At 45.9% G+C, this 19,408-nt stretch carries 20 protein-coding genes and 1 tRNA gene; 3 read left to right on the forward strand and 18 right to left on the reverse strand.

Features of this window, described 5'->3' with window-relative positions; translation table 11 throughout:
* Positions 1-233: 233 nt before the first annotated feature.
* The 8 genes from fusA to fkpA all read right to left on the reverse strand — a co-directional run bounded on the left by fusA (position 234) and on the right by fkpA (position 6,324).
* Entirely contained in the window at positions 234-2,333 is a 2,100-nt protein-coding gene (gene fusA / locus HCZ42_RS20685) for an elongation factor G (protein ID WP_167422584.1), read from the reverse strand.
* A 137-nt stretch (positions 2,334-2,470) separates the two neighbouring features.
* Positions 2,471-2,941 carry a 30S ribosomal protein S7 gene (gene rpsG / locus HCZ42_RS20690; protein ID WP_053397177.1) on the reverse strand — a complete coding sequence of 157 codons (471 nt, stop codon included), beginning with the start codon at positions 2,939-2,941 and terminating at the stop codon, positions 2,471-2,473.
* A 101-nt stretch (positions 2,942-3,042) separates the two neighbouring features.
* Entirely contained in the window at positions 3,043-3,417 is a 375-nt protein-coding gene (gene rpsL / locus HCZ42_RS20695; protein ID WP_004399892.1) for a 30S ribosomal protein S12, read from the reverse strand.
* A 177-nt stretch (positions 3,418-3,594) separates the two neighbouring features.
* Positions 3,595-3,870 carry a sulfurtransferase complex subunit TusB gene (gene tusB / locus HCZ42_RS20700; protein WP_167422585.1) on the reverse strand — a complete coding sequence of 92 codons (276 nt, stop codon included), beginning with the start codon at positions 3,868-3,870 and terminating at the stop codon, positions 3,595-3,597.
* A 10-nt stretch (positions 3,871-3,880) separates the two neighbouring features.
* The gene (gene tusC, locus HCZ42_RS20705; RefSeq protein WP_167422586.1) at positions 3,881-4,237 is read right to left on the reverse strand and encodes a sulfurtransferase complex subunit TusC; all 357 of its coding nucleotides are present in this window, start codon (positions 4,235-4,237) and stop codon (positions 3,881-3,883) included.
* Positions 4,234-4,629, reverse strand: coding sequence for a sulfurtransferase complex subunit TusD (gene tusD / locus HCZ42_RS20710; RefSeq protein ID WP_167422587.1), 396 nt, complete (start codon positions 4,627-4,629; stop codon positions 4,234-4,236). Before tusD ends, tusC begins: the two co-directional genes overlap by 4 nt.
* Positions 4,626-5,348 carry a helix-turn-helix transcriptional regulator gene (locus HCZ42_RS20715; protein ID WP_053411066.1) on the reverse strand — a complete coding sequence of 241 codons (723 nt, stop codon included), beginning with the start codon at positions 5,346-5,348 and terminating at the stop codon, positions 4,626-4,628. Before HCZ42_RS20715 ends, tusD begins: the two co-directional genes overlap by 4 nt.
* A gap of 181 nt (positions 5,349-5,529) precedes the next feature.
* Positions 5,530-6,324, reverse strand: coding sequence for an FKBP-type peptidyl-prolyl cis-trans isomerase (gene fkpA / locus HCZ42_RS20720; RefSeq protein ID WP_167422588.1), 795 nt, complete (start codon positions 6,322-6,324; stop codon positions 5,530-5,532).
* 132 nt (positions 6,325-6,456) lie between these two features.
* Here fkpA and HCZ42_RS20725 point away from each other — a divergent pair, with 132 nt between their 5' ends.
* Complete coding sequence (locus HCZ42_RS20725; protein ID WP_167422589.1) at positions 6,457-7,437, forward strand: WD40 repeat domain-containing protein; 981 nt, start codon at positions 6,457-6,459, stop codon at positions 7,435-7,437.
* 16 nt (positions 7,438-7,453) lie between these two features.
* The gene (locus HCZ42_RS20730) at positions 7,454-7,681 is read left to right on the forward strand and encodes a SlyX family protein (protein ID WP_167422590.1); all 228 of its coding nucleotides are present in this window, start codon (positions 7,454-7,456) and stop codon (positions 7,679-7,681) included.
* 19 nt (positions 7,682-7,700) lie between these two features.
* Here HCZ42_RS20730 and HCZ42_RS20735 read toward each other — a convergent pair whose 3' ends face one another.
* From HCZ42_RS20735 to tsaE, 9 genes are all read right to left on the reverse strand, one after another.
* Positions 7,701-7,886, reverse strand: a complete 186-nt coding sequence (locus tag HCZ42_RS20735) for a DUF2065 domain-containing protein (RefSeq protein ID WP_167422591.1) — start codon at positions 7,884-7,886, stop codon at positions 7,701-7,703.
* Positions 7,887-7,946: 60 nt separating this feature from the next.
* A complete protein-coding gene (gene hflC, locus HCZ42_RS20740) occupies positions 7,947-8,927 on the reverse strand; it encodes a protease modulator HflC (RefSeq protein WP_167422592.1) in 981 nt (326 codons plus the stop codon).
* Positions 8,928-8,929: 2 nt separating this feature from the next.
* Positions 8,930-10,114, reverse strand: a complete 1,185-nt coding sequence (gene hflK, locus HCZ42_RS20745) for an FtsH protease activity modulator HflK (RefSeq protein ID WP_167422593.1) — start codon at positions 10,112-10,114, stop codon at positions 8,930-8,932.
* Between the two features lie 45 nt (positions 10,115-10,159).
* Positions 10,160-11,449 carry a ribosome rescue GTPase HflX gene (gene hflX / locus HCZ42_RS20750; protein WP_167422594.1) on the reverse strand — a complete coding sequence of 430 codons (1,290 nt, stop codon included), beginning with the start codon at positions 11,447-11,449 and terminating at the stop codon, positions 10,160-10,162.
* A gap of 44 nt (positions 11,450-11,493) precedes the next feature.
* Entirely contained in the window at positions 11,494-11,760 is a 267-nt protein-coding gene (hfq, locus tag HCZ42_RS20755) for an RNA chaperone Hfq (protein ID WP_053411059.1), read from the reverse strand.
* A gap of 186 nt (positions 11,761-11,946) precedes the next feature.
* On the reverse strand, positions 11,947-12,894 hold the full coding sequence (gene miaA / locus HCZ42_RS20760) for a tRNA (adenosine(37)-N6)-dimethylallyltransferase MiaA (protein ID WP_053411058.1): 948 nt from the start codon (positions 12,892-12,894) through the stop codon (positions 11,947-11,949).
* Complete coding sequence (gene mutL / locus HCZ42_RS20765; protein WP_167422595.1) at positions 12,891-14,864, reverse strand: DNA mismatch repair endonuclease MutL; 1,974 nt, start codon at positions 14,862-14,864, stop codon at positions 12,891-12,893. The genes miaA and mutL overlap by 4 nt, the downstream gene beginning before the upstream one ends.
* Positions 14,865-14,880: 16 nt before the next feature.
* On the reverse strand, positions 14,881-16,611 hold the full coding sequence (locus tag HCZ42_RS20770) for a LysM peptidoglycan-binding domain-containing protein (RefSeq protein WP_167422596.1): 1,731 nt from the start codon (positions 16,609-16,611) through the stop codon (positions 14,881-14,883).
* A complete protein-coding gene (gene tsaE, locus HCZ42_RS20775) occupies positions 16,605-17,069 on the reverse strand; it encodes a tRNA (adenosine(37)-N6)-threonylcarbamoyltransferase complex ATPase subunit type 1 TsaE (protein ID WP_167422597.1) in 465 nt (154 codons plus the stop codon). The genes HCZ42_RS20770 and tsaE overlap by 7 nt, the downstream gene beginning before the upstream one ends.
* Positions 17,070-17,267: 198 nt before the next feature.
* Between tsaE and queG the strand changes: the two genes are divergently transcribed.
* Positions 17,268-18,383 carry a tRNA epoxyqueuosine(34) reductase QueG gene (gene queG, locus HCZ42_RS20780; protein WP_167422598.1) on the forward strand — a complete coding sequence of 372 codons (1,116 nt, stop codon included), beginning with the start codon at positions 17,268-17,270 and terminating at the stop codon, positions 18,381-18,383.
* Positions 18,384-19,122: 739 nt separating this feature from the next.
* Here queG and HCZ42_RS20785 read toward each other — a convergent pair.
* Positions 19,123-19,198: transfer RNA gene (locus tag HCZ42_RS20785), tRNA-Gly, on the reverse strand.
* Positions 19,199-19,408 lie beyond the last annotated feature (210 nt).

Raw genomic sequence — 19,408 nt, forward strand, 5'->3', positions numbered from 1 at the left:
TGTTTTACCGTGGTCAACGTGGCCGATAGTACCAACGTTAACGTGCGGTTTAGTACGTTCAAATTTTTCTTTAGACACGATCGTGTTCCTTCCTAGTTATGATTCGCCGTGATCATTATTGATCGACGACGCGCCAGAAATTGCTATTTTATGCGCCAACGTCCGTCAGCGCAATATTTGGACGTATCGATCTTAAAAAAAGTAGCACTCTTTTCAAGGATCAATGCGTTTTATTAGTAACCACGCTCTGCAATGATTGCTTCTGCAAAGTTTTTCGGCACTTCCGCATACTCATGGAATTCCATAGAGTAAGACGCTCGACCTTGAGTTGCAGAACGTAAGTCAGTTGCGTAACCAAACATCTGAGACAAAGGCACTTGAGCACGGATGATCTTAAGACCAGCCACACCTTCATCCATACCTTCGATAATGCCGCGACGACGGTTTAAGTCACCAACAACATCACCCATCCAATCTTCAGGTGTTGTTACTTCAACATTCATCATTGGTTCTAGAAGCACAGGTTGCGCTTCAAGTGAACCTTTCTTGAATGCCATCGAGCCAGCGATCTTAAACGCCATCTCGCTAGAGTCAACATCGTGGTAAGAACCATCGAACAATGTTGCTTTGATGTCTAACACAGGGTAACCCGCGACAACACCACTGTTCATTTGCTCTTCGATACCTTTCGCTACCGAGCTGATGTATTCCTTAGGAACAGCACCACCCACGATTTCGTCAACAAAGACAAAACCTTCACCAAGTTCAGCTGGCTCAAGTTTGATCCATACATGACCGTATTGACCACGACCGCCAGATTGACGAACAAACTTGCCTTCAACTTCTGCTGTACCACGAATGGTTTCGCGATAAGCAACTTGAGGTTTACCAACATTGCAATCAACGTTGAATTCACGCTTCATACGGTCAACGATAATGTCTAGGTGAAGTTCACCCATACCGGAGATCAGCGTCTGACCTGTTTCGTCGTCCGTTTCCACGCGGAATGATGGGTCTTCCGCAGCCAGTTTACCTAGCGCGATACCCATTTTCTCTTGGTCTGCCTTAGAACGAGGTTCTACTGCAATCTGAATAACTGGCTCAGGGAACTCCATGCGCTCCAGAATCACTTTATGGTTCTGGTCACACAGCGTGTCACCTGTCGTTACGTCTTTCAGACCGATAGCCGCTGCGATATCACCCGCGCGAACTTCTTTAACTTCTTCACGCTTGTTGGCATGCATCTGAACGATACGACCGAAACGTTCTTTCTTGCCTTTTACAGAGTTGTAAACCGCATCACCTGAGTTAACCACACCCGAGTAAACGCGCATGAAAGTCAGCGAACCTACAAATGGGTCAGTCGCAATCTTGAATGCTAGTGCAGAAAACGGTTCGTTGTCGTCTGCATGACGCTCAACTTCATTGTCATTATCGTCAATGCCTTTGATAGAAGGGACATCGACTGGTGATGGCAAGAATTCGATAACAGCGTCTAGTACTGCTTGTACACCTTTGTTTTTGAACGCACTACCACAGGTAGCCAATACAATTTCGTTATTTAGTGTACGAGTACGAAGACCTTGTTTGATCTCTGTCTCTGACAATTCACCTTCTTCAAGGTACTTGTCCATCAGCTCTTCGCTAGCTTCCGCCGCAGATTCAACTAGGTTGTTTCGCCACTCTTCAGCAAGCTCGAGCATGTCAGCTGGAATATCTTCGTAAGTGAAAGACATGCCTTGGTCGGCTTCATTCCAGTTGATCATCTTCATCTTGATAAGGTCGATAACACCTTTGAAGTTCTCTTCTGCACCAACGTTTAGTTGGATTGGAACAGGATTCGCACCAAGACGATTTTTGATTTGGTCCACAACACGTAGGAAGTCCGCACCAGCACGGTCCATCTTGTTAACAAACACCATACGTGGAACATGGTATTTGTCCGCTTGACGCCATACAGTTTCAGACTGAGGTTCAACACCAGATGAGCCACAGAACACTACCACAGCACCATCAAGTACACGAAGGGAACGCTCTACTTCGATAGTAAAGTCAACGTGTCCAGGAGTATCAATGATGTTTACGCGGTGTTCTTGGAATTGTGCTTCCATACCACGCCAGAAGGTAGTCGTCGCAGCAGAAGTGATAGTGATACCACGTTCCTGCTCCTGTTCCATCCAGTCCATGGTTGCAGCGCCATCGTGAACTTCACCGATTTTATGAGACAGACCAGTGTAGAACAGAATACGTTCAGTAGTGGTTGTTTTACCTGCATCTACGTGAGCACAGATACCGATATTACGGTAGCGCTCAATAGGAGTTTTGCGAGCCACGATTGAATCCTCTTAACTTAGAGATAGGGACTATTGCTATAGCTAAAAATGCTATCCCCTAGATATAGCAATAGTTCCTAGCATAGGCATAGGAACTAAAGAAGTGCTGCAAGGAACCTCGCAGCACTAGAAAGGTATTACCAACGGTAATGAGCAAACGCTTTGTTCGCTTCAGCCATACGGTGAACGTCTTCACGTTTCTTAACAGCTGTACCTTTGTTTTCTGACGCATCTAGCATTTCAGCAGCTAGGCGAGCAGCCATAGATTTTTCACCACGCTTACGCGCAGCTTCAACTACCCAACGCATAGCAAGTGCGTTACGGCGAACCGGACGTACTTCTACTGGTACTTGGTAAGTTGAACCACCTACACGGCGAGATTTAACCTCTACCGCTGGGCGAACATTTTCAAGAGCTTCTTCAAATACAGCTAAGTGATCTTTACCAGATTTCTCAGCCATTGTGTCTAGTGCAGTGTAAACGATTTTCTCTGCAGTAGATTTTTTACCGTCAACCATTAGGATGTTAACGAATTTTGCCAGCAGTTCAGATTTGAACTTTGGATCTGGAAGGATCTTACGCTGACCAATAACGCGACGACGTGGCATGGATTTATCTCCGTTGTCTTCTTCAGGTTTTATCCAAAACTTTTCAGTTTTTTCAAAAAATTAAAAATAATTTAGTGTTTGGCCTTACTTAACGGATTCCATTAAGACTTAGGACGTTTCACACCGTACTTAGAACGACCTTGTTTACGGTCATTTACGCCAGCACAGTCTAGTGCGCCGCGAACAGTGTGGTAACGCACACCTGGAAGGTCTTTAACACGACCACCACGGATTAGAACAACTGAGTGCTCTTGAAGGTTGTGACCTTCACCGCCGATGTACGAAGTTACTTCGAAACCGTTTGTCAGACGTACACGACAAACTTTACGAAGTGCTGAGTTAGGTTTTTTAGGTGTAGTAGTGTAAACACGAGTACATACACCACGTTTTTGCGGGCACGCTTCTAGTGCAGGCACGTTGCTTTTAACAACTTGCTTTGCACGAGGCTTACGTACCAACTGGTTAATAGTTGCCATTAACTAGCTCCTGAAATTACTAAAAAGTAAGCTTTGTGAAAAATCTATCCCTAACCGCCATTGCAGTTAGGGACGCAAAATTCTATGCAGCAGTGAGAGGTGTGTCAAGGAATAAACGGATCTTTTTTGTTCAATGGCTTCATTCCTAGGTAAAGAAGAAACCACATGAGGAAAGACCTAGTTCCAAGTGAGAGATGTACTATGTTGCGCGGTCAGTTGAACAAAGCCCGCGTAGTCGACTTGAGTGATGGATGGACTGACACGTTGGGCCATACCACGCGCTTCTATATCGCTAACGAGTGCAGCTACACTCAGCCCTTTCAGCGCAGCGAAACTTTTGTGTAGCGGGTTAACTAAGTAAACCGCGTCTTCGATAAGAATCAGCGCATCTTGTTCAGCGCAAACTAACACTGCTTCTGCTAAGGCTTGCTCTGATTTAATAATGTGTAACATGGCGATATCCTCAGAACGATAACAGCTTATCTGCTTGCTGCAGTTTGGCTTTCAGCTGCTCTCTGTCCAACACTTCGGCATTGATAACCAGATCCGCTTGCGCCAAACCGCGCTCAGCTAACGAAGACTGACAGACATAAACTTGCTCGATGTCGTAAAGGTCAAACAGTTTCAACATTGGAGCGTAATCTTTACTCAATATGCCTGCAGGTTGCTGGCCTTGTAGTAACTGATACACGCCATCACCGATAAAGATAACGCTGATATCTTCACAATACGCCGAAGCCGCAAGCAGCGCATCCACGCCCTCTCGTCCAGCAGCGCTGCCATGTGGCGCACTACGAAATAGGTAAGTTAACTGGCTCAAAACTGTACCACTCTGTCTTGGGTTAGCATGGCTTCCGCTAAGCTGCCTAATCCTGCTTGGGTAAATCCTTCCGCCAAGTTGCTTTGTGCCAGCCCATGCTGGCTAGCTTCGTCCTCACTGACGATACCGCGACGCAAAGCCGCTGCCACACACGTTTCCAAACGAACGTGGTGTTGCAGAGCGAGCTCTTGCCACGCTTTGCTCAGGTCAAACTCATCATTTGCTGGCACACTCAGCGCGGTACCATTCGTCACACCATCTTGATAAAAGAATACACTGACTAAGGTATGCCCTTGTTCAATGACGGCTTTGGCGAACTGATATGCACTGCGCGCCGATTGGCTACCGTAAACCGAGCCATTGACCACTAAGCTATAAGTTAAGTGGCTCAACTCTCTTCATCCTCAGTTTTACGCTGACGAATATAAAGATAAACGGTGTGTTTAGAGATGTTCAAACGGTCAGCGACTCGGTTAATCGCATCTTTGATATCAAAAATACCTTTGTCGTACAGCTCCATAACGATCTGACGGTTCTTGGTATTGTTCGATACGGACTTGTCCGCATTGATCTCTTCAATCGTGCGCTCTACGGTTTGGTCCACCAGCTCTTCAACGTCACTGGCAAAGTTCACCGATGACGCCGCTTGTTTGGCTTCTTCCGTTGGCATGAAAGACTGTAATACCTGAGAGAAAGGCGCGTCTAAGTTGACGTTGACACATAGTAGACCGATGACGCGATTTTCACCATTACGGATAGCAACCGTGATCGACTTCATCAACACGCCACCTTTGGCACGGGTAAAGTACGAACGTGAAAAATTACGCTCAGAACCTTCAATATCTTTCAGCATTCTTAGCGCGATATCAGTGATCGGCGATCCTACCTGACGACCGGTGTTTTCCCCGTTGGCGATTTTGATCGCCGACGTATTCAAATCTTCCAGTGAGTGAAGAACGATTTCACAGAATGGTCCAATCAGGCTAGCAATGCCATCAACTACCGCTTCATACGATCTAAGAATAATTTTATCGTGCTCACTAAATGGCATCACATTAACAGATTCCATTTCGAGCAACATATCCGTGTTTACTGTTTCTGTAGTTGTCACGTTTAAGCCTTCGAGCGAAAAATCAACAAATTGGTGTAAGTTTATCAGAAATTTTGAAGAGAACACCTAGCTATACGGTCATCTAGTGATTTAGAACAAATAATTAAAGCCGCAACTGCGTGCCAGAACAAAAAAAGGTCTGACAATTGTCAGACCTTTCATTCATTTAATTGGAAAAAGCTTACTTAGCAGCTTCTTCGCCTTCACCGTTATCGATTTTCAGTAGCTCAACTTCGAAGACTAGCGTTGAGTTCGCTGGAATCGTTGGTGTGTCTTGCGCGCCATACGCCAGTTCTGGCGGGATAACGAACTTGAACTTAGATCCAACAGGCATCAATTGAACGCCTTCTGTCCAACCAGAGATCACTCGGTTTAGCGGGAATGTTGCTGGTTCACCACGATCGTAAGAACTGTCGAACTGAGTACCGTCTGTCAATGTTCCTTTGTAATGAACTTGTACAGTATCAGTATCTTTCGGCATTTCGCCTTCAGCAGGTGTTAGCACTTGGTAAAGCAGACCAGATTCAGTTTTCTTCACGCCTTCTTGTTTTTCAAACTCTGCGCGGAATTCATCGCCAGCTTTCTTTGCAACTTCTGCTTTTTCAGCCGCTTGTTTCTGCATGGTTTCAGCCACGCGCTTATCCAACGCTTCTAGCGCAGCGCGAGTTTCTTCTTCGTTAAGCTCAGGGTTGCCTGCAAAAACGTGTTCGATACCTTTCAGCACTAGGTCTTTGTTTAGCGTGATGCCGATTTCATTCGGCTTATCAAGGCTAGTGTTTAGGTAGTTAGCAAAAGAGACACCAATTGCGTAAGCCGCTTTGTCATCTTCGGTTTTAAAGTGAACCGCTTTGCCTGTTTCCGCTTGAACGACTTCTGCAGCTGGTGCAGCTTCTGTTTTTGGCTCTTCTTCTTTTTGGCAGCCAACAGCTAATGCAACCGTTGCTGCAAGCAGTGACACTTTAAAAAATGATTTCATTGAACTCTCCAATTTGGACATTTTGTCTTTGTGCACAAATCTTTAAGAAAGACTGGTGTGCATTTGCATGTTGTACCAATATAACCAATATGTGTATGAAATAAACGTAAACCAAGTGGATAATTGGACTTGATGCGAATAATTTATAACTCTCTACTCGTTGCGGTTGTCATCACAGCGTTAAATGGCTGTTTTTTCTCCTCAAATGATCAGCAGCGTTGGAATCTCGAACCACAAGGTTCCACCAGCTTCGCTTTAAGTCGCGATGCTCGTTTCGCCCTTCTCTATTCCAAAGAACACCAATTGGTGCTTTGGGATTTGTACGAAAATCAAAAGCTTGCTTCTTTGGGAGCACAAGACCCACAGGCCAATACGGTCTCACATATCCGCATCTCAGATAACGGGCGCTTTGCCGTCACCGCAACGCAGATGAACTTTGCCGTTTGGGACTTAGCCTGGACTCAAGCCGAAGGATTGTGGTCAATATCTGATGGTTTGATTCGAGACATCGATATCACCAGCAACGGCGAACAAGTCCTACTTGGCTTATCCAACGGTAAAGCCATCTACGTCAATTTAGTCACTGGGCGTCGCTTAGAGTTCCTTGCCCATAACGAAAAAATTAACTCAGTTTCGATTTCACCTAACGGACGCTACGCCCTGTCTGGCGGGAACGACTATGTCGCGTATCTGTGGGACACAGAAACAGGACAAATCCTACAAAAATTTGAACACGAACAACGCATTAACCGCGTGGCACTGCAAAGAGATGGCAAATTAGCTTTTACCTCGGACGGTGGCAATCAAGCCAGAATCTGGAACTTACAAACCGGAGCAATGGTGTCTGAGTTAAAGAGCTTTTCACGCCAACTGATCTTTTCGACCGCACGCTTCTCTGACGACGGGAAATATCTGGTAACGGGTACGCCGTCGAGCCGCATTATGGTTTGGGATGTGGAGAGCGGTAAGCGAGTGGATGGATTTGAAGCCGAGCCGTTAAAAGATACTCGCCCTCCTCGCGCGGTCGTGTATGATGCAGCCTTTGACAATCAAAACCGCGTGATCTCCGCGACATCCGCCGGGATCGCTCAAGCTTGGCAAGTAGATTATTAGAGGCTGTTGACCTGATATGAACGAGAAATACATTGAACAGTTGGAAAACCGCATCAACGACTTAGAGTGTCAACTTGCGTTTCAAGAACAAACGATTGAGTCACTCAATGACGCATTGAGTCAGCAGCAACTGCTGATCACTAAGATGCAAGATCAAATGAAGTACGTAGTTGGAAAAGTGAAGAATATGGATTCGTCTAACTTAGCCGATCCCTCTGAAGAAACACCACCACCGCACTACTAATCTGTCGGCGGTGATTAACTTAACTGAAGCAATAAGCGATCACCGCCCCCGCCACGACTAAGCAACCACCAATTCTTCGCAGTTGATTATCTGGCTGACGACTCAGTTCTGCCACCATATTCCGCCAGCCATTTGGGGCAAGCAGCGGACCCAACCCTTCGACGATCAATACCAAGCCCAACGCTAGCCAAAGTGAATTAGACATTTTCTTATTCTCAAAAAAATAAAGGCTCCATAATGGAGCCTTTATACAATAAAAATACGGTTATTTCGCTTCTGCACCCGCTACGTTATTCATGTATTTGAAGAAATCACTCTTCGGATCTAATACAAGAATATCACTCTTATCACTAAATGATGATTGGTAGGCGCGTAAAGAACGAATGAAGCTATAGAACTCTGGGTCTTTGTTATACGCTTCTGCGTAGATCTTCGCAGCCTTTGCATCAGCACCACCACGAGTGACTCGAGCAGATTTATCAGCTTCGGCCAGAATAGTCGCGACCTCTAGCTCAGCCTGAGCACGGATGATCTCAGCTTGCTCGCGGCCTTGTGAACGGAACTGTCTTGCAACCGACTCACGTTCAGCTCTCATTCGGTCATAGATAGACTTGCTGATACTGTCAGGTAGGTTGATCTTTTTCATTCGAAAATCGAATACATGAATACCCAAATCTTCCATCGCATCTTTACGAGTATCATTAAGAACGTTCTTCATAATGATATCGCGCTCACCATCGACTTCTAGCGCTTGCTTCGCCGCTTCTGTCGTGACCACATCGCTATCAGCACTGTCAGGTAATATGTCATCATTACGTGGACCAGAAACAATCTGTTTGATTTCACGCGAACCGATTTCAGAACGCAATACGTCCGTTACTTTACGACTCAATAGTGTTTGAGCGGTTAGTGCGTTACCACCACCTGTCGCTAAGTAATACTGACCGAAGTCTTCAATACGCCATTTTACGTACGAATCGATGATCACGTCTTTTTTCTCAGACGTTACGAAACGGTCAGAGCGGCCGTCCATGGTCTGGATACGCGCATCAAGCGTTTTGACACGGTCAAACAATGGCATTTTGAAATGCAGACCCGGCTCGTAGATACGAGCGATCTCATTGTTGTCTTTCAATACACGGCCGAATCGAATTACGATGCCACGCTCACCTTCAGGGATAACAAATAGCGACATTAACATCAGTGCCAATGCAACAACTAATACAGGGATCATTAACTTACGCATTCTTAATATCTCCCTTGACGTGATGTAGAACGAGATGTGGAGTCATTACCCTGCTGGTTCAATTTAGGCTCCAATTCAATCTGGTCATAAGTCGACGTTTCTTTGATAGGGCCGCTCTTCGAATTCGCTTGGCCATCTTTCAGCTTATCGATAGGAAGGTAAAGCAAATTACCGCTTGATTCTGAATCAATCAGCACCTTAGATGTATTTGAATACACTTGTTCCATCGCATCTAAGTAGAGACGATTACGCGTCACTTCCGGAGACTGCTGATACTCAGGGAGTAATTTCTCAAATTGAGCGACTTCACCCATTGCACCATTCACGATACGTTCACTGTAACCCAACGCTTCTTTCAACAAACGTTCAGCTCGACCTTTTGCTTTAGGAATGATGTCATTTTGATAGGCTTCCGCTTCACGCTTAAACCTTTGAGCATCTTCTCGAGAAGCAGTCGCATCATCGAATGCATCTTTGACTTCTTCTGGTGGACGAGCGTCTTCAAAGTTAACTGCGACGACTTCGATACCCATGTCGTAGCTGGCAACAATATTTTCAAGCGTGATTTGAGTGTTTTGACGAATAGACAAACGACCAGCCGTCAAAATACTGTCCATCAGAGAATCACCAATCACGGCACGAAGAGCTGAATCTGTTGCCTGGCGCAAGCTGTCATCAGCGTTGGTCACACGGAATAGATATTTGTACGGGTCAGCAACACGGTACTGAACATCCATCGCAACCGTCACGACGTTTTCATCTTTCGTCAACATAAGACCAGATGAACGCAGTGAACGAATCGCTTGAACATTAACTGGAGTCACTTCATCTATAAAGCGAGGGCGCCAGTTAAGGCCAGGGTCGACGATGCGATCATATTTACCCAGACGTAGTACTACACCACGTTCTGCTTCACCGATGGTGTAAAAGCCAGAAAAGACCCAAACTGCTATCGCGATAGCTGCGATGACACCAAGACCTAGTGCACCGCCACCGCCGATAGAAGGGCCTTTGCCACCTTTACCACCAAACTTTCCACCCAGTTTCTGACTCAGTTTATTAAACACTTCGTCCAAGTCTGGCGGTCCTTGATCACGGCCACCTTTGTTACCACGATTATTATTACCCCAAGGGTCATTATCGCGGCCATTGTCGCCGTTGTTATTACCAGGCTCATTCCACGCCATTAGAAAGCTCCATCATTTGATATGACGTTATACTGTAGCAGCCATTTAAGTAACTATAAAGTCACGTAAATCTGCCTCTTCTCTTTTTTCAAGTCTAGACCAATCTACTTGCTGCATGCGAACATTAATCAACAAGTTACCGTCCTGATCATACTCTTCCTGCTGAATACATTTCATCTGGAAGAATATACTGCGAAGCCTGCCTTGATGTTGTGGCGGAATTCGCAATTGATACTGAACCATTTGGCTTGCCAGACGCTCAGTCAGAGCATCAAACAAGAGTTCAATACCCTCGCCTTCCATTGCAGACACCCATACAGTCTGAGGGACACCTTCGTCATCTCTTTCTATACGAGGTCTTTGGCCTTCGAGATTATCGATCTTGTTCATAACGACCAGAGTAGGCACTTCGTGCGCGTCTATCTCTTCAAGTACGTCATGGACAGCTTGAATGTTCTCACGAAAACGCTCATCACTGGCATCAACAACATGTAACAAAATGTCAGCTTCTTGCGTTTCCTGAAGCGTTGCTTTAAACGCAGCGACCAAATCGTGTGGCAAGTGACGAATAAATCCTACGGTATCAGCCAATATAGCCGGACCTACATCCGCTAAATCAATTTTACGTAGGGTAGGGTCTAACGTAGCAAACAATTGGTCTGCCGCGTATACGCCTGCCGCTGTGATTCGGTTAAACAGCGTCGATTTCCCTGCGTTGGTATAACCAACCAGGGAGATTGTTGGGATTTCCGCTCGACTTCTAGCTCGGCGACCTTGTTCACGCTGCTTTGCGACTTTTTCTAGTCGACGCAAAATCGCTTTAATACGATCACGCAATAAACGTCGGTCAGTTTCTAACTGAGTTTCACCTGGACCACGTAAACCGATACCACCTTTTTGTCTTTCAAGGTGGGTCCAACCGCGGATCAATCGAGTTGAAATATGACGAAGCTGAGCAAGCTCAACTTGTAATTTACCTTCATGAGTTCGGGCGCGCTGGGCGAAGATATCAAGGATCAAACCAGTACGGTCAAGTACTCGACACTTACATAGCGCTTCAAGGTTACGTTCTTGGGCAGGAGAGAGGGCGTGATTGAAAATCACAATATCTGCCCCAGCGAGTTGCACTGCTTGGGCAATTTCTTGGGCTTTACCCTCTCCGACATAGTATTTAGGGTGTGGTGACTGGCGGCTTCCGGTTACAACTTGTAACGTAGAAACTCCAGCTGAAGACGCCAGCATTTCAAACTCGCTGAGATCTTCCCACTCCCCTTCTTGCGTGAAGTTGATATGAACAAGTACGGCTCGCTCACCGGCTTCATAACGGTCAAACAAGCAATCAACTCCTTAATTTACTGATGGTGTTATTGTTCAGAGAATTAATCTTCTGATTTTTCTTGCTGACGATCACCACCTTGAGGACGCTCACCACTGTGGTGGCTAACCGGACGTGCAGGCACGACTGTAGAAATCGCGTGCTTGTATACCATCTGGTTTACTGTGTTCTTCAGCAAGATAACAAACTGGTCAAACGATTCGATCTGACCTTGTAGTTTAATTCCGTTTACAAGGTAGATTGACACTGGAATACGTTCACGACGTAATGCATTTAAGAATGGGTCTTGTAGAGATTGCCCCTTAGCCATTTTATTTTCCTTATTTTGTAATTTTGTTTTAGTTATTTAGCTAGTGGTGCTGCATTAAAGGTGCGGCCTTTGCATCTGAGCTAAACGAATAAAAAAACGCCCTGTCCCTACCTGTTATGACGACTTTACATCGAAATTTCAAGTAACAGATCCTTTACAGGGTACATTCACGCAAAAGCGATCACATTATACACAGCTAAAACCTTCCGATGCTATTGCATTTGAAACAGTTTCTAACGCTGCGTCTATATTTTCGCTATCTAACCAAGTTAAATTATCCCAGCTGCGCAACCAGGTAATTTGTCGCTTGGCCAATTGGCGGGTTGCACAGATGCCTTTAAAAATAGCGTCATCTAAAGTGCAATTCCCATCCAAATAGTCCCACATTTGTCGATATCCAACGCAACGGATCGACGGTAAATCTGGATGAAGATCTTTTCTGGCGTACAACGCTTTCATTTCTTCTTCAAATCCAGCTTCCATCATTTTCTCGAAGCGCAATTCGATACGACGGTGGAGTTCAGCCCTTTCCTTGGGAGCTATAGCAAACTGCTTCACTCTAAACGGCAGAGATTCCCCTTTGGTTTGAGTTAGCTCAGTCAGTGTTTTACCTGAAATCCGATAAACTTCCAATGCTCTTGAAAGTCTTTGTGGATCATTCGGGTGAATTCTTTGAGCTGAAACAGGATCGATTTGCTTAAGTTGATCGTGCAGTACCTCCCAACCAAGAGTCAACGCCTCTTGCTCGATTTGCTGACGCACTTCAGGGTTTGCAGCCGGTAAAGGAGATAAACCCTCTAATAACGCCTTGTAATACAGCATGGTTCCACCGACCAACAGTGGGATTTTTCCCTGCTCGACGATCTTGTTCATTTCATTCAACGCATCGCGTCTAAAGTCTGCGGCCGAATAGGCTTCGCTCGGATCGAGAATATCGATCAAACGATGCGGCGCTAACGACTGCTCAATCGCGTCAGGTTTTGCCGTACCAATGTCCATCCCTTTGTAGATCAACGCGGAATCAACCGAAATGATTTCTACAGGGTATTTTTGACGCAAGCGTATCGCCAGTTCAGTTTTGCCTGATGCGGTTGGCCCCATTAAAAACAGTGCCAAAGGTAATTCTTTTTTCATAATTCTAATGCTGCAATCGTCGCAGTGAAGTCGACAGTTCTTACAAAATTCTTATCCTGAAGAGGTAGCCTTCCCTGCCACATCTGCTCTACTTCAGCGATGATTTGAATAGCTTCCGACAAAGTGTAGTCGGTTTTCACCTGAGTGACTTGATTCGCTAACCAGTGAGATAACTGTTGATGCGAAAAGTTCACATCACCTTGTGCTTGTGAAGCCGCGTAAGATAACAGATCTGGAATTAATTGCTGTAGATTTTGCTGCCTGAGTGGTTGTGGCACACCCATTACCATCAATGCGTTGGCACTGCGTGGTTTAAGCTCAATACCCAGTGTCGCGAAGAGCGTTTTTTGCAGCTCAGCGGCTTGCTTTTGCTCTGTCTCCAACTTAAGCGAAAGCGGCACTAACAGAGGTTGAGATTTCAACCCTTCTTCGCTTGGTGACAGTTGACCTAAAGTTCTTAGCCATTCGGCTCTAACAAGCGATACCAATCGCGCCCCTTGTTTATCTGCCATCATCAAATACTGACCAGCAACGATACACACCGCTTTACCTAGACTTTCTATCGGAGCTTCAATAACGTGAGTTTCGGTTACTTCATTCGCTCGAGGTGCAAGATGGGGTGGCTCAAAGTCAGGCGTTTGTAGTAGCTCTTTATACGCTTTTACTTCACGCTGGCTCGGCGCCGGCTCACTATAACGCTCTGGCTTATTTGGCTTACTGGCAGGGCGAGATTCCACCCAATTAGTACCAGAAAACGACTCTCTGATCTGAGTGTCGCTAGCGGAGTCTGTGCGTGGCTCAAACGATCCACCTTGCTTACGAGGATAACTTGGCGTCTGTTCGATCGCTTGGTACACCTGCTCAGGAACGGTTGAAGGCGCAACCTCGTCACTCGCACTTTGAGACTCTTGCGCTGATTGCTGCTCCTGGTGATGAAATGCCGAATGATTGATTTCTGGTTTATCGATATGAGCACTTTGCGCCAAACCGTCACTCAACGCCTGATAAATAAAATCATGCACCAAACGCGCTTGATGGAAGCGCACTTCATGTTTTGCCGGATGAACGTTGACATCCACTTGGTGAGGATCAATCTCAATGAAGAGCACATAGGTGGCAAATTGATCCGGTCTAAGACTGGTTTCGTAGCTCTGACGAATCGCGTGATTGATCAGCTTGTCGCGCATCATGCGGCCATTAACGTAGCAGTACTGTAAATCACTTTGCTGACGCGCACCTTCCGGCGTAGTGATCCAGCCATGCAACTTTAATCCTTGGTGCTCCAGTTCGATCTTCAGCATATGACGTACAAAGCTATTCCCGCATACCGCAGCGATGCGCTTTTCGTACTGAGCTTCGGTTTTCGCTGCGCGGTACTGTTTGACCATTTTGCCGTTGTGTCTGAGGTTGATAGTCACGTCAAAACGGCTAAGTGCAATACGTTTTAGCAGCTCGTCAATGTGCGCGAACTCGGTCTTTTCAGTACGAAGGAATTTTCGGCGAGCTGGAGTATTGAAGAACAAGTCCAAAACTTCCACCGACGTTCCGACTGGATGAGCGGTTGGTTGGAGTTTGACCTCCATTTCTCGTCCTTCAGTAATAGCGGACCAAGCTTGCTCTTGTGTAACCGGACGCGAAGTGATGGTTAAACGCGAGACCGAGCTAATACTTGCTAGTGCTTCGCCGCGAAAACCCAAGCTCATGATAGCTTCTAAATCGTCTAAGGTATGAATCTTCGAGGTTGCATGACGACTTAACGCTAAACCGAGTTCATCTTTATCGATGCCTTTACCATTGTCGCGCACACGGATCAGCTTAGCGCCACCTTTTTCGATATCAATATCGATTCGGTTAGCACCGGAGTCTAGGCTATTTTCGACCAGCTCTTTCACTACTGAAGCGGGTCTTTCTACAACTTCCCCCGCGGCAATTTGGTTGGCCAAGCGGGCTGGCAGAATTTTAATCGTCATGCTTAATCATCAACAATCAGTTGTTTGGGATAATAAGAACCTGACCGACCGCCAAACTATCGCTGCGCAAATTATTGGCCTTACGTAGGCTACTGACGCTGATATTGTATTGGCTGGCAATCTTGCCCAAGAACTCACCTCGTTTCACTTTGTGCTTACGCACCGGTTGGTCTTTCATGCTAACGGTAATCTGTAGCTTTTGCCCCAGTTTCAGCGTGTCAGACTTGAGTTTGTTTTCGCGTTTAATATTCGCTACCGACACTTTGTAGCGCGACGCGATCATACCAAGATATTCGCCACGTTGTACCACGTGAGTGATTCGCCTAGTTTCGACTGGGTTCGAGATTTCAGGTACCGTGATCTGAACTTTACCACCCGGGATCGTCAATACCTGACCAATGCGAATGCTGTTGCTCTTGAGTTTGTTCGCTTGCTTGATCGCACTGGTGCTGGTGCCATATTTCTTAGCGATAACCGATAATGACTCACCTTTCGAGACTTTGTGTTTGATCGCTTTGCCGCGGTTGGCAAATAAAGTGCCTTCTGGTGGGTTGGCTTCAAAGTACTGAACAATAGCCTTCGACAGTGAACGAGCTAGCTTGTCTTGATGACTACGTTGAAACAGTAATCGTTCTTCGGACGGGTTGGAGATGAAACCCGTTTCAACTAGTACCGACGGAATGTCTGGTGATTTTAATACCGCAAGGCTAGCATTCACAGGCTCTTTTTTATGTAGGTAGATGCCCTGACGTTTCATCTCACCAAGGATCTTGGTCGCGACTTTATAACCTTCTTTTTGCGAATGACTGAATTGAAGATCCAAGAGCGTCTGACTGATGTTTTTATCGTTGGTATTCTTTGCTAACACTTCACCCGCACCACCTAACAACTGAGATTGTGCTTCATGGTTTTCAACCCAACGCGCGATTTCAGTATTAGCGCGTCGAGTATTGAGAACAAACACCGAACCACCTCGAGGTTTAGGCGAACGGAACGCATCGGCGTGAATCGAAACCAACAAATGGGCCTTATTCTTACGTGCGATTTCAGAACGCTTGTTGAGGTTGACGAAGTAATCACCGCGTCGAGTCAATACCGCTTTCATTCCAGGTACGGCGTTAAGCTGGTCTGCGACCTTCTTTGACACCGCTAAAGTAGCGTGTTTTTCGTATTTTCTCGATGGACCAATCGAGCCTGGATCTTCACCGCCATGGCCAGCATCGATCGCAACAACAATCTCTGCACTACCCAGCAATTGTGACGCATCACGGCTTACCGAGCTACTGCTCGAACTTGATGCTTGGCTACTTGATGCAGAAGACTGAGTGTTTGCATCGTGCGGAATATCAATGACGAGGCGATGGCCATACTGACCACCAGGAGTCGGAGCTAACTTAAATAGCTGAGGTGACGCCTTCTTCTTTAACTCAAAAACCAAGCGTGAGGTGGTTTTCTCAGGCGGGGAACTTTTGCGGATCTTCTTTATCGCTGGGCTATCCGTTACATTGATCGGTAACTTAGTTGTCAGCGTGGTTTGTTTCAGATCCACAACCAGACGCTCTGGAGAACTCAGAGTAAAATAGCTGTAATCAGCTTCAGATTTCAGGTCGATCACTACACGGGTTTCATCTGGAGACGGCCATACTCGGATTCCCTCCAGAGCATTAGCCATAACCCACGTCGGTAATAGTGAAAGAGCTAAAAGAATAGGAAAAAATGTAGCTCGTAACAGTTTACTGATTAACATAACTCCAACTGCTCAAGTAATTGAGAACCATATTCGTTATTCGCAGTAAGTAACGCTACGCGAGACTCGCCGTTATAACGTAATTCAATATCCAGATCTGCTGAAGGCAGAATCCCTTCACCTTTCTCTGGCCACTCGACCAAACAAATAGCATCCGGTGTAAAGTAATCACGGATTCCCATGAATTCTAACTCTTCTGGATCCGCTAAACGGTAGAGATCGAAATGGTACACCTGCCATTGATCCAATTGGTACGGCTCTACTAACGTGTATGTCGGGCTTTTAACGTTCCCTTGGTGGCCAAGCGCACGAACAAAGCCGCGACTGAACGTCGTCTTCCCTGCACCGAGATCCCCATGTAGGTAAATCGTGGTCTGCTGAGAACATAGGTTTGCCAGCGATGTCCCTAACTGAATGGTGGCTTGCTCATCTTTGAGGGCAAATTGTTTGGTGCTCATGAAGATCGATCTCTAATTTGTGACTATATAAAACTCAAAAGAACAGGAATAGTAAACTGGGTTGGAATTGAGAGACAAGATCTGTTGTGTAAGTAAAAGCCAAAATCGGTGATTTCTTTCAATTAGTGAGACCATACTTGCTAGATCCTAGGTATAAGATCCGTTAAGATCCGCTCCCCATTAGCCAGAGCCACCAGCATGAACTACCAAGAGCTTGCAGACAAGATCAAAGTTTGGGCCCAAGAACTTGGGTTTCAAAAAGTCGGTATCTGCGATGTTGACTTAAGTGAACATGAAGCAGAGCTGCAAAAATGGCTAGACGCTGGCTATCATGGCGAAATGGACTGGATGGCTCGCCACGGTATGATGCGTGCTCGCCCTGCAGAGCTGCTACCGGGAACCGTTCGAGTAATTAGTGCTCGTATGGATTACCTGCCGCCACACGCTCAGTTTGCCGCTAACCTCTCTGATCCAACCCAAGCCTACATCAGTCGCTACGCGCTTGGACGTGACTATCATAAGCTCGTGAGAAACCAGCTAAAGAAGCTTGGACAGAAGATCGAACAAGAAGTCGGCCAACTTGGCTACCGACCCTTTGTGGATTCTGCGCCATTGCTGGAACGTCCACTCGCACAAAAAGCGGGATTGGGCTGGACAGGTAAACACTCACTCATCCTCGATAAAGAGTGTGGCTCATGGTTCTTTCTTGGTGAGCTACTGGTCGATATTCCACTTCCTGTTGATGAAGCTAAGCAAAGCGACTGCGGAAAATGCACTGCTTGTATGACTTCTTGTCCAACTCAGGCGATTGTCGAAGAAGGAATTGTCGACGCACGTCGTTGCATTTCATACTTAACCATCGAGTTTGACGGTGTGATTCCTGAAGAGTTTCGCAAAGCGATGGGAAACCGTATTTACGGCTGCGATGATTGCCAACTGGTGTGCCCATGGAATCGATTTGCCGAACTGACCCAGCAAGAGGACTTCCATCGCAGACCTTCGTTCAACAGCCCTGACTTGGTCAGCCTATTTAACTGGTCAGAAGCAGAATTTCTTAAGAATATGGAAGGTTCACCAATCCGTCGTATAGGGCATTTACAATGGCTAAGAAATCTCTCGGTTGCCATGGGAAACGCACCTTATTCGGAAAGCATTGTTAGTGCGTTGGAATCGAGACGAGGATTGAGTGATGTTCTCGACCAACATATTGATTGGGCATTGGCACAGCAGTTGTTGCAACTACCATATAGCGAGACCAGTAAACACGGGCGATTGATTCGCATCATTCAAAAAGGCTTGCCTAGAGATGCATAAACCCTGCCTGAATAGCCATCCGAAAGTTTGATTCAGATCTAAAATTGTCAATGTGGAAAAAAATCAGAAACGTTACTGGTTTTGTCACGTGTGAAAAAGTTAATCACATTCCTAACAAATGACTAGGATCAAAGAACAACCACTTAATGATCGAACAAAGTGTCATAAAATCATGTTGAAATAATGACATTTAACTTAAAAATCAACAAGTTAAACAGAAGTCACCTATACTAGAAAAACCATAACTAGGTAAAAGATCGTTTGAAATTGCGGTTATACAGAGCGTAAATTCAGGTTACCCACCAAGTTATCCACATACAAGTTTCTGTGGATAAGTCTGTTGACTGATATAGGAACCCCTGACTCACCGAGGCTTGTCATAGACTTGATAGTTGAGCACATCGCGTGCTGGATAGGTTATTAAAGACATAAAAACGCCCACCTGAGTTCAGGAGGACTATTTATGAATTTTTGGGTTGATGCTTCTCAGCATTAGCATAAAGAGCGGTGGTCTAGAGACCGGTCCAAACGATTTATCGTTTGAAGAAGAGAACAACGCTTGATATTGAGTCAGCGTTGTACTTTGTCACCGTTTAGCACGATGAGAGCTATCAATTGGAGCGACACACGAGGTTCCCTATTCATAAACAAAAAGGCGTGACCTCAACCTTTGCTAGGTTGCACTCTGATAAATGAGTGGTTGCACTTGTCATCGTTAAGCACGATGAAGGCTATCAATTGGAGCGACACACGAGGTTCGAACTCGTGACCTCAACCTTGGCAAGGTTGCGCTCTACCAACTGAGCTAGTGTCGCGTTTTGTCACCGTTAAGCACGATGAAGGCTATCAATTGGAGCGACACACGAGGTTCCCTATTCATAAACAAAAAGGCGTGACCTCAACCTTTGCTAGGTTGCACTCTGATAAATGAGTGGTTGCACTTGTCATCGTTAAGCACGATGAAGGCTATCAATTGGAGCGACACACGAGGTTCGAACTCGTGACCTCAACCTTGGCAAGGTTGC

It is taken from the genome of Vibrio hepatarius, from assembly GCF_011806575.1.
In the GTDB taxonomy this organism is placed as follows: domain Bacteria; phylum Pseudomonadota; class Gammaproteobacteria; order Enterobacterales; family Vibrionaceae; genus Vibrio; species Vibrio hepatarius_A.

Coding starts and splice junctions, on each gene's coding strand:
- rpsG (WP_053397177.1), bottom strand. CDS start 2,941: ATGCCACGTCGTCGCGTTATTGGTCAGCGTAAGATCCTTCCAGATCCA.
- rpsL (WP_004399892.1), bottom strand. CDS start 3,417: ATGGCAACTATTAACCAGTTGGTACGTAAGCCTCGTGCAAAGCAAGTT.
- tusB (WP_167422585.1), bottom strand. CDS start 3,870: ATGTTACACATTATTAAATCAGAGCAAGCCTTAGCAGAAGCAGTGTTA.
- fkpA (WP_167422588.1), bottom strand. CDS start 6,324: ATGAAATCATTTTTTAAAGTGTCACTGCTTGCAGCAACGGTTGCATTA.
- HCZ42_RS20725 (WP_167422589.1), top strand. CDS start 6,457: ATGCGAATAATTTATAACTCTCTACTCGTTGCGGTTGTCATCACAGCG.
- HCZ42_RS20730 (WP_167422590.1), top strand. CDS start 7,454: ATGAACGAGAAATACATTGAACAGTTGGAAAACCGCATCAACGACTTA.
- HCZ42_RS20735 (WP_167422591.1), bottom strand. CDS start 7,886: ATGTCTAATTCACTTTGGCTAGCGTTGGGCTTGGTATTGATCGTCGAA.
- hflC (WP_167422592.1), bottom strand. CDS start 8,927: ATGCGTAAGTTAATGATCCCTGTATTAGTTGTTGCATTGGCACTGATG.
- hflK (WP_167422593.1), bottom strand. CDS start 10,114: ATGGCGTGGAATGAGCCTGGTAATAACAACGGCGACAATGGCCGCGAT.
- hfq (WP_053411059.1), bottom strand. CDS start 11,760: ATGGCTAAGGGGCAATCTCTACAAGACCCATTCTTAAATGCATTACGT.
- miaA (WP_053411058.1), bottom strand. CDS start 12,894: ATGAAAAAAGAATTACCTTTGGCACTGTTTTTAATGGGGCCAACCGCA.
- mutL (WP_167422595.1), bottom strand. CDS start 14,864: ATGACGATTAAAATTCTGCCAGCCCGCTTGGCCAACCAAATTGCCGCG.
- HCZ42_RS20770 (WP_167422596.1), bottom strand. CDS start 16,611: ATGTTAATCAGTAAACTGTTACGAGCTACATTTTTTCCTATTCTTTTA.
- tsaE (WP_167422597.1), bottom strand. CDS start 17,069: ATGAGCACCAAACAATTTGCCCTCAAAGATGAGCAAGCCACCATTCAG.
- queG (WP_167422598.1), top strand. CDS start 17,268: ATGAACTACCAAGAGCTTGCAGACAAGATCAAAGTTTGGGCCCAAGAA.